Below are 11123 nucleotides of genomic sequence, written 5' to 3' on the forward strand. Positions count from 1 at the left end.
TTGACATAACAGACTGTTCGCCCCTATAATGGTACATGGAAGAAGTAAAAGATATGGGGGAAATATGGCTAAGAAAAAAGATGAATCTTATGATCTTAGTATCCTTAGGGGCAGACAGTATTCAAAGTCTAATAGTCTGATAAATGCAAAGGGTACAACATCTCTTCTCGCTCAGAAGATATTTTCCGTAGGAATACAACAGGCACAACTTGATGAATCGACAGGGCAGCTTATTACTACACTTCATGGTGGTGATCTCAGAAGGATATTTGGTAATAAGGGCGGTTCTTTTTATGAGCATATAAGAGATCTTGTTGAGCCAGAGAAAGATAAGGCATCACTTCTAGACTGGAGAATTATTTACACAAATGATAGTACTAAGGAGCTGGAAGCTTTGAACGTTGTTACGGACTGCAAGTTTAAGGATGGAATCCTTGAGATGCGCTATAACAACAGGATTACGGATCAGTTGTATCAGCTTAAGGAGAACTACACAATGTTCTCACTGGAGGAGACTATTCCTCTTAAGAGCATTTATAGCTACAGAATATACGAGATACTAAAGTCAGAATTTGATAAGCAGAGCTATTTGGCGCATAAGCGTGGTGAAAACCTTGATAATTCAGAGCCTTATATGATGGTTATGAACCTGACAGATTTAAAGCTCAGACTTGGAATTATAGATCCTAACGAAAACAAAGAGATATATAATGCCCTGAAAAAATCCAACGTAGACTTTGACTATATCGAGCAGCTTTCACAAAAGTCCGCTGAACGTAAGAAAGATAAAGACGCCAGCAATACAGGAAAGCCTAAATACAGCGTATTTAGTACGTTCAGAAAGAACACGCTTGATAAGGCAAAGGAAGAACTTGATGAGATGACCAGCATCAGGTTTGAGTATGAACCAGTCAAATCAGGCCGTGGTGGTAAGATACATTCAATCAGATTCTTTATTTATGACAAGAAAAAGACAAAGGTCGAAGTAGTTGAGAAGAAGATTGTAAAGGTTCTTACTCCTGAAGAAAAGGATGAGTTCATTGACAGCCTTAATGAGATAATCGAAGAAAGGCTCAAGATGAAGGACCTTCGTGCAATTGCAGAGGCTGCAGAGTATGACCTTTCAAAGGTCGAGAAAGCATACAGGGTAATGAGCTCAAAGAGTAGTGTAAATGATATTACAGCATTCATGATAAGTGCAATTAAGGGCGGATATGAAGAGCCGGTAAAAAAGACTACTCAGTTCAACAAGTATGAACAGAGAGCAGATGATTTTGTAGAGCTGGAAAAGATATTATTAGATAACTAAATTAGGCAAGTAGTGAAGGAGAGGATTTTGTTACCTCTCCTTTTTTTACGCTAAAAACATGAACTTTAGAATAAAGCAAATTTATTTCACCTAAAAGAATAAGAGAAGTTGTTCACTGTGAACAACGATTAAGATAAAAAGGTCAATATTGTGCTAAAATAAGCGGTTTTATTATAAAATATCATTGTATTACCAAACGTTATATGATAACATTATGGTATAGTAAAGAAAGGAGATAAAACCATGAGAGCAATCAACATTGGGGTGGACGTAGGCAATTACGACACCAAGACATCACACAGTAAGATCCCTAGTGGTTATAGGGAATACGCAAGCAAACCTGAAATCGCAACAAAAATTCTTGAGTACAACGGCAAATACTATGTGCCTGAGATCTCAGAAAGAAAGCCTTATGTAGTAGACAAGACTCAGAATGATCAGTGCCTTATCTTAACACTGATAGGTATAGCAGAAGAGCTTTTGTATATTGCAAAGGAAAGCGCAGGGGAGGGGCAGATCCAGACTGAGCTTGATAAATATGACCATATAAAGCTTGGCGTTGGACTTCCTCCGGGACACTTTAATGCTTATTCTGCAAAAACTCTTGAATATTACAAAGAGAAATTTGAGGGTACGGTGGAGTTTAAGTACAAGAACAAGAAGTTTTGCTTCTCTGTTGATACGATAAGGCTGTTCCCACAGGATTTTGTAGCAGTATACAAGAATCAGCACTGTCAGACAGCAAAGAAAAAGAGATACTACATTGTAGGAATCGGTGGTGGAACAACAGATGTGATTCCTGTTGTTAACGGGCAGCCAGATGTAAATAACTGCTTCTCGCTGCAGCTTGGAACAAGAGTGATGTACAGAAAGATATGTGCTGAAGTTCAAAGGCAATATGGAGAGATGCTGGATGAGAGCCTTGTTGAAGATGTATTAAACGGAGATGAGACTATTCTTCCTGATGAGTATATTGACCTCATAAAAGCAGGTGCCAAGACACATTTTGAAGACATCGTAAACGGCTGCATCCAGCAGGGAGTTAAGCTTTCTCTGTATCCTGTAGTGTTCTATGGCGGAGGATGCCTTCTTTTAAGAGAACAGATTGAAGAGAACAGCCAGCTTAAGGATCCGGAAATATTGGAAGATGTAAATGCAAATGCCAAAGCGTATGCTCTTTGCCTTGGGGCATAAGGAAGGAGCCATGAATGCCTTTTGAGAAAAAGAAGAAATATAAAACATTCAGAGACTACAGGCAAAAGAACATATATCTTGATGAAGCAGATTTGTACCAGGCTGAATGCTGTAAACTATTAGAGCTATGTGGACACAAACAGTCAAAGTTCATGGGGTTACTTGCACATGATTTTATTCAGAGGATGGGAATCAACCTAGAACTGCTCGATAAGGATAGCTTTAAGCAGATCATGGGCTTATATGAGCTTCAGGTATCAAAGGGCATGAATAATCCTTTTGCTCAGATGGGTGCTATTTTTCAGCCAATGATGGCACAGGTGCCTTATCAGACTACAGATAAGATAACATCTATCAAAACGGGGCAAAAACCTGAAGAAGTTATAGACGACCCGGAAGATGATCTGATAAAAGAAGAAGATATGGATGCGCTTAATGACGCATTAAAGGCATTTGGAGCATGATTTAAGAAGTAAAAACAGCAGAAATAAACAAAACTATTTACAAATATACTTTTTGGTATTATATTATTATTGTTGTTATTTAGTAGTGATTATTAATTAGGGCGAGTATTTTGTTTGATTGCGAAATACTCGCCCTTTTTATGTGCTACGAAGCCTAAAAACAATCATTAAAAAGGAGGAGTTGTTAAGATGACAAAGATGAAAGATTTGCAAAGAGCACAGCAGCAAAGGCATCTGCTTTTGGTGCATTGGCGGTGGCAAGGGCTAATTACCTTGTTTACTGTGATGCATTCACAGATGCAAGCACAGCGGTAACAAACCTTCAGAGCAAGCTTGTTACTCTTGCAGAAGCACTGTTCCCTCTTGCAATCGTAATCTGCGGTATCGCAATGTTCTTTACCAGAGATCAGAAGAAGTTCGATGTTGAGAAGCATATTCTTATCGGATGTTGCCTTGCATTCGCACTTATCGTTCTGGTTACAAAGGGACACATTGTATCAACAATCAAGTCTCTGTTCAACGGAGGAGCCGCTGCTCCAGCAGCAGGTGTTTAATCACACGATGACTGTTGATAAAGAAAAAGATGAACTCCCCAAAACCTGGGGAGTTTTTTCTTGCCACGCACTAAAACTTTGAATATAATATAACAAAAAATATATTTTTGTTATAACATAACTTTTAATAAAGAGTAAGGAGTAAGAGATAATGCTGGAAAATTATCTGTATTCAATCCCCAAAAAGAAAAAGATCTTCTATGCATTCCTGATATCGTGGGCGTTTGTATCGCTTTTAACATACAGGGTTAATTGCGGTGGATTTTTTTCATGGATTGCAAGCACCGTAACGGACAATATCACTGATGAGATATTTACAGCCATGAATCAGTCGCTGGGAGAGGCTGTAGGTGCACTTATTGATTGGTTTTTCAATACGCTTTTGCAGCCGTTTGGCCCCCAGATAAAAACCTTTACTGACAGTACGAATTTTGTCAGTGTATCTCTTACGGACTTCCTTGATAGATTTTCGATATTTACTGGAATGTTCCTTGCAACACTTTTTTTTGGCTTTGGAATCTGCGTTTATTTCCTAAACGGCAAGGTTATTGATTCAAAGGATACTCCAATAAGCCTTTTCTTTAGATACTGTGTTGCGATTGCCATATGCTATAAGCATAAGACAATCTATACAACTATCCTTACGATCATTGACGACTATTTTGGAACAATGGCATATACACTCACAAAAGATGCAATGAAGCAGGAAGGATTCCTCAATATCGTTGCAAAATCAGCAGATGATGAGTTGACGATTTTTGCTGTAAAGCAGGCCGTTAAATTTACATTTCCTGGAGTCGGTCTGATTATTGTTATTTTGCAGATCATTCTTATCTGGAAGCTTATAAAAGGATTTTTGAAATTATACTGCGAGATGGTATCTAGGTACATTGTGACAATGGTTCTTTTGCTCTTATTTGCAGCTTTTGGTGGAACGATTGTTTCAAATAATACATCACCTATTTTTAAATCTTATTTAAGAACATTATTTAGTAGTTTCCTTGTAATGATATTTAACATGGTATGGTTCAAGGGGTGCTTCTTTGCAGTGCTTGGAGGAAACACATTTACTTTTATCCAGTATATTTTTGTTCTTGAACTATTAGCATTTGGCCTTAAGTTTGATGGAATGTTAAGAAGTATGGGTCTTGGAGTTGCTACCGGTGGATCTAGGATAGGAAGTGCGATAGCAGGTGCTGGAAGAAACCTTGCAAATTCACTTAGACAGGCAAATGCAGCAAGAAAAGGTGCCGGAAATCTTATGCAGGCTGAAGGTCTTAGAACTGGAAATAAGAAACTTTTCGATGCCGGAAAGATGCTGAGTGCTGGAGCATCAGATATTGCAAAGGGCGTTGGTCTAACAGATCCATCACACATGGCCGCTCAGCTTGGTGCTATGGGTAAAAAGATTAATGATGATTTTGTAACACCAGAACAGGCTGGAAAGATGCTTGCAAACGCACTTACTAATCCGCAGGATAGGGATGCGCAGAATGCGGTTAGAGCATTGTCGAAGAATAAATTGAAGCAGGGTGCTCAGGCACTTGCAGATCAGGGCAATAGTGGAATCAAGGTTAATAGTGCATCTATGAATCAGTTCAGGGGAGCAGACGGTAAGATGCATTCAGGAATTGCCATAAATGGTGAGAAGACTAAGATTGGCAAGGATGGAAAGGCTGTGTCTCAGGGAGTTAAGGGAACAATAAGTGATGCAGACGCATTTAGTTATTGTCAGAATTTTGGTAATGGAATGGGATTCCAGGCCAAGGGTGCTATGAAGAATGGAGAAAGATGCAATGCATCTGAAGCTGCTGAGCGTGCAGGACAAGACGTAGCCGATGCAATGAAAAAGGCGAGCGAAAATAATCCTAACTATAGTAATGACGATGTGATTCAAAAAGCTGGAACAGACATCAACAAAAATGATGTGTTCAATTGCTGTGATCCAAATGGAAAGCAGTATGGAACAGTAGTGGGGGGTGATTTTACACCAGCCAGTGATATAAATGCACCAATCCATGGTGATGATATGCGTCTTGCGGAAGCAAAAGAAGAAATTGGAGCAGCATCAGGAGCGGGAGCATCTAACGTATCTGACTTTAAGGCAACTGGATATACCGCAACAGCTACATCTCAGAATGTAGAGTCCTCACCTGTTTCAGTAGCTATGTCACCAAATAGCGACGGTTCATCTACAGCAACACTCACAGGTGCAGATGGAAAGAGTGCCTCATTTAATGTACCAAATGGATCATCTTTAGAAGATGCTCTTTCTACAGATAGTGGAAAGAACGCGGTAAGTAGTATAGGTTGTTCAGGTGGTTTGTCAGACATATCACCCAAATCCTATAGTGCATCAACGATAAGCCCTGATTCAATGCATCCAATATCTGCAAGCGTTGTTTCTAATAGCGACGGCTCATCTACAGCGACATTAACGAATGGAAATGGTGCTAGCAGTTCATTTGACATTCCTAAAGGGTCATCTTTTGGAGAGGCTCTTGGCTCAGAAGAAGGACAGAGTGCTCTTAGTAGCGTATGTGGAGGCACTGGTGTAGCAGAGTTTACACCTACAGCATATAGTGCGACAGCGGGAGATTCAGACTCGGTGCAGTCTATTTCGGCTACTTTTGCTGATAATGGAGACGGTTCATATACAGGAACACTGGAAAGCGAAAGTGGAGGTAGCGTTCAGTTTAATGTTCCAAGTGGATTATCGTTTGAAGACGCTCTGGCATCTGATGAAATAATGGATGCGGCAAGCAGTATCAGTGGTGGTGCAGAAGTATCAGGATTTACACCAAGCGAATATGGAGCATGGGCAGTGGATGCTGATGCATCAGGAACACCAATTACGTTCAGCATGGGCACTGATGAGAATGGAAACACAGTTGGAACATTCTCAAATGCAGATGGCGATAGCAGCAGTTTTTATGTTCCAAATGGTACTGGTTATGAGGATGCGATTTCATCAGAGGCAGGACAGGAGGCCGTAAGCAGTCTTGTTGATGGCGGCTATACAACCCCATTTACACCGAGTGAATATGAGGCAACAGGAACAGCAGTGGAAGAAGTTTCATCGCCTATTACTGCTTCATTTACACCGGGAGAAGAAGCGGGTAGTTACGTAGGAACTGTCTCAAATGCATCGGGAGATAGCGTGGCATTTAATGTTCCAGAAGGAACAACCTTTGAAGATGCGCTGGCATCTGATGAAATAAAGGATGCTGCAAGTAGTCTGAGCGGTGGTGCCGATGTAGGAGACTTTACACCAAGCGAGTATACGGCAACTGCGAAAATATCAGATGATGAAAGTAGAGATTATGCCGTAAGTTTCAGCGGCAATAATGACGGAACATATACAGCTTCGATTAGAGATTCTGATGGAAATGTATCCACATATGAATCCACTGATGAAACAATTGGTAACTCTATAAGGGATAGCCTTACAACATCAGAGAGATTTGATTCCGTATCACCTTTTGAGCCTGTAGAAGGATCTGTTGGAGTATATCATGCAACAGGAACAAAGGATGGTGTTGAAACAGATATTACGGCCACTGACAGAGGTATATATGGTACTTCTACAACAAATGGTGAAGCAGGTAGCTATATGTACATCGGAAGTGATAGCTATGGAAATACTACTAGATACGATGTAAATGTAGGCGGAAGAGGAGGATCTTCTGGAAGGCAGTATGGATCAAATACTACTGTGGATGCAGAGGTCCTAATAGAGCAGGGCAATAACGAACGTCAAGATGTCGAGACGGCTGATAGTTATAACACGAACCCTGGTTTTGCTCAAAAAGGTAAGATAAAGACTCCCAAGAAGAGGCAGTGATAATAATGGCAGATGATTTTAGCATTCGCGATAATATGGAGCAAGATGCTAGGGACGTCAAAAATGATATCAAAACCTTAGCCGAGCCCATTGACAACAAAATACGACAAAAGGCCCAGGATGAGATTGGGAATCGCATTGCAAAGCATATTGCAAATGAAGGTGCAAAGCATGCAGCAGAGGCCGCCGCACAGACAGCAGGAACAGCTGGTGCGGCTGGCGTTGCCGGGGCTGAAGCTGCGGCAGAAGCTGGAGCTGGAACAACCGCTGCTGGAAGTGGCACAGCTTTAGCTACTACAACCGCTGCTGGAGGAACAGAAGTGGCTGCTGCAGGAGGCAGCGCCGCAGCGACTACAGGAGCTGCAGCGGCTGGCGGAGCTGTAGCAGAAGGAGCTGCTGCGGGCTCAGCAGGAGGACCTGCAGGAATTGTTGTAGGAGCGATTATTGGAGCAGCTATTGCACTTGCATCAGCTGTAAAAAAAGAGACAGATATTTCACTGGATAAAGATAATCCGGATGGTCCTAAGATCAATGCTTTTATTTTGATTCCGCTGATACTGATTTTTGCAATAACTACCCTTTGCGGAACGCTTATTTCCAAGGGAGTCGCATCTCCATTATCTGTGGGGCAGGAAACAGAGTTTCAGAATTCTAAGGTTGACGGAGAGAACATGTCTGATGCGGGAAATCGCTACAAGGATGGCATGACACTTAAGGATTTCCATGACAATCAGCCTCTTTATAATGCCATATGGGATTATACTTTTGGCAAAGATGGTTCCGGAAAAACTGATGGTCTAAGGCAAACTCTTTCAAAAGCCCTTAGAGACCACTGCGCTAATATTGTAAAGCAGCTTGAAAAGTACACGGGATCTATGAATGGCCATCCATATAACAGTGAAAGGTCCTTGGACTCGTTTTATAAGAACAGATATCCATATGACCTAGCTACAAGTACGTTTAAACCAAGAATTGGAGATGTACTTATTCCAGGCCAGACCTTTTATGACACGACATATTCAACATGGAATCCGACCTACGATGACGTTAACTACGCTGAGATATTTGCTGTTTTCAGCATGACAGATACTGTTGCTAACGGTGCGCATTATGGATTTGACTGGGGAGATGTAAACTATGAGGATTTCATGACATATCTCCAGAAGGAAGAGTGCTACAAGTACATGTATGAGCTGGGACTTATGTGGGTTCCGGTATATGTAGGCGAAAAAGAAGTATTTAATGAAAATGACCCTACTACAGATGATGATGATACGTACGACACCATAACTTTTGAGCGTGAGCCATATGAGTTTGATTCTCCGGAAGGCTGCAGAAGTGCACCCGATACAATAGAGTGGGACGGAGTAGTATGCAACTGGGAATATTATTATGTAAAAGTCACAGTTAAGCCATTTGGCTTAAGAGAGCTTTTTGCGATGGCTTTTAATACAACAGATCCTACGTGGGCATCCAATCTTAAGCATGTAAACTTTGACCAGCATAATAACCTTTATATGCTTGGATATTCCGAGCGTGTAACAAGGCTATATGCGCGTGATGTTAAAGTTTCATACGTAAATCCAGCTGGAGTTACTGTATCAGTTGCAGATGCACTAGGACCAGCGTTTAATAAGACGCGAAGTTACTTAAGCCCTGTATTCTATGATGTTAATCATGACTCATGGCTTATAGAACGTGGCTGGCAGGGTAAAGGAAGAAGCCCATGGTGCTACATTGATAAAACATATAATGATAAGTTTGAAGTTATAGATTGGGACGAAGATCCAGGCGGAGCCGACCCTCCGGGAGAAGATTTAGTACCTCCAGAAGGTGGAAAAATCCTTGATATGTATGAGTATATAAATCAGGGTGATTATCCTGATACAAAAAGAGGTGCTTCAAAGAAGACAGTTGCGGGGTCTGGGTGTTATGACTGTTCGATTGATATGATAATCATGTACTACGAGAGGTATCATATCCCTATAACAGAAATCAGTAAATATGTAGATGCTGGCGGAGATCTTCACTCCGATGAGGTTCTTGCAGTATATGGCCTTAAAAAGAGCGGCAATATAACCACAAATGTTGTACAAGGCGTTATAGATGAGATCAATAACGACAGGCCTGTAATACTTCACATTGAAGGTTATTGGTATTCCAAAGAGGATGGAAGAACGTTACATGGAACGTCTAACGGACATTTCCTTGTGGGAATTGGTTATGATGAAACGGGTCTTTACGTTTGGGATCCAGGAAGACGTGCCAATTATCATATCATTTATGAAGACTGGAACCATGTTAATTCACTGTATTACAGAACTGTAACTCATATGTAGGAGAAAAAATAAACTATGAAAACAAAGACCAAGTTAATACTAGGTGGCGTGGCGCTTGTTACGTTTGCATCCCTAATGACAGCGCTTATATTTTATAAGAACAGTACAGAGGCGGTTTCAGATGAGGAGGAAGAAATAACTGGTTTCTATGTTCCTGAAAGAGAGCATTCTTCCGAAAGCAGTACAAGCAGCACAGCAGTGCCAATGTTCGCTGATAAGAGGAATTTCACGGAAGAGGAACTGGCAAAGGATGATGAGTTTGAACCTGAGGGGGCTGATCACTACGAAGTTGATGAGGAACAATCAAATATCCACGTCATCGTAAATAACTTTGAAGAGATTTACACACATTATGATGACTGGAAGATATGTAATGAGCTTCCGTATTACCTTCATACATACTTCAACTTATGCACAGGAAATCTCGATGAAAGATATGTTGTTACACTCACGGAAGGGTCCTGCGTATGTGAAGAATACTATTCAGTTATCACTTGGGAAGCAACCGTTGATAAGTATCCGGGAATGACTATTTACCTTGAGTATGACAAACAGGAAAGAGAGTTTGGAATAAAATCAGACCTTGGAGACTATTCATTGCAGGCTCTTAAGGAAAAGGGCTCAAAGAGTGACTTCTGGATAGAATATGATCCGAACCTTGATATGGAAGATGATGGACAGGCAGGCGATGCTACAGCAGTAGATCCGAACGAACACTAATATGAGGCTCTTACCAGCAAAAATGTTGTTGGTAAGGGCTTTTTTAGTGCAAAAGTCTTGAAAAATTACCGCCTTTGGGATATTATATATAACGTTATAATATATTTAAAAGTAATAATGCAAGGAGGGAGAAACTTGAACGAGGATAAATTATATGAGTTCCAGATACCTGATAACGTGCTTGATTCAAAGAGAGTTTTCGGATTCAGGCCGCGTAACTGGATAGAGGGAATTATATGTGCCGGAATAGTTGGATTTATCATTGCAGCAATTCCGTTCGTACTTAGAGTAAAGCTGATTTTCATGGTATGCCTTTGCGGTCCCATACTGCTTTTAAATCTTGTAGGAATCAAGGACCAGAGTGTATTTGAGGCTATTATGATCTTTCGTCAGGCATTGGCAAATAAAGGGGAATATCACTTAAGGAGTGCAAATCATGAAGAACGATACAAATCAGGAAGAATGGCGCAATCCGTTAATGGAATTGGTAATGGGGATAGTGCCGCAGACAAAGTCGCAGAGTTCGTCAAAGCAAAGTACGAAGAGTTCAAGGAAAGAAGAGCATAATGACTCATCTAAAGGCCGCTTATTACCCTTTTCAAAAGATGGAGTAGGCAGGCTCATTCCTCAGAAGAAAGGGGCAGAAACAGATAAGAAGGCTGATAAGAACAATTTTGATTCCCAGGGGATCGTAAATGT

Annotated in this window: 8 protein-coding genes; all 8 read left to right on the top strand. The window is 40.8% G+C overall.

The features are described 5' to 3' along the window. Positions 1-64: 64 nt before the first annotated feature. The 8 genes from BPR_RS18400 (at position 65) to BPR_RS21400 (ending at position 10991) form a co-directional block, all read left to right on the top strand. Positions 65-1309 carry a replication initiation protein gene (locus tag BPR_RS18400; RefSeq protein WP_013283015.1) on the top strand — a complete coding sequence of 415 codons (1245 nt, stop codon included), beginning with the start codon at positions 65-67 and terminating at the stop codon, positions 1307-1309. A 243-nt stretch (positions 1310-1552) separates the two neighbouring features. Continuing rightward, positions 1553-2503: a ParM/StbA family protein gene (locus BPR_RS18405; protein WP_013283016.1), complete on the top strand. Its 951-nt coding sequence runs from the start codon at positions 1553-1555 to the stop codon at positions 2501-2503. A gap of 14 nt (positions 2504-2517) precedes the next feature. Then, entirely contained in the window at positions 2518-2967 is a 450-nt protein-coding gene (locus BPR_RS18410) for a hypothetical protein (RefSeq protein ID WP_013283017.1), read from the top strand. A gap of 254 nt (positions 2968-3221) precedes the next feature. After that, entirely contained in the window at positions 3222-3521 is a 300-nt protein-coding gene (locus BPR_RS18415; RefSeq protein ID WP_013283018.1) for a hypothetical protein, read from the top strand. Positions 3522-3672: 151 nt separating this feature from the next. Next, positions 3673-7365, top strand: a complete 3693-nt coding sequence (locus BPR_RS18420) for an autotransporter outer membrane beta-barrel domain-containing protein (protein WP_013283019.1) — start codon at positions 3673-3675, stop codon at positions 7363-7365. Positions 7366-7370: 5 nt separating this feature from the next. Continuing rightward, a complete protein-coding gene (locus BPR_RS18425) occupies positions 7371-9704 on the top strand; it encodes a C39 family peptidase (protein WP_013283020.1) in 2334 nt (777 codons plus the stop codon). 15 nt (positions 9705-9719) lie between these two features. Further along, the gene (locus BPR_RS18430) at positions 9720-10424 is read left to right on the top strand and encodes a hypothetical protein (protein ID WP_013283021.1); all 705 of its coding nucleotides are present in this window, start codon (positions 9720-9722) and stop codon (positions 10422-10424) included. Positions 10425-10559: 135 nt separating this feature from the next. After that, positions 10560-10991, top strand: coding sequence for a hypothetical protein (locus BPR_RS21400; protein ID WP_013283022.1), 432 nt, complete (start codon positions 10560-10562; stop codon positions 10989-10991). Positions 10992-11123 lie beyond the last annotated feature (132 nt).

The organism is Butyrivibrio proteoclasticus B316 (assembly GCF_000145035.1).
GTDB classification, from domain to species: Bacteria; Bacillota; Clostridia; order Lachnospirales; family Lachnospiraceae; genus Butyrivibrio; species Butyrivibrio proteoclasticus.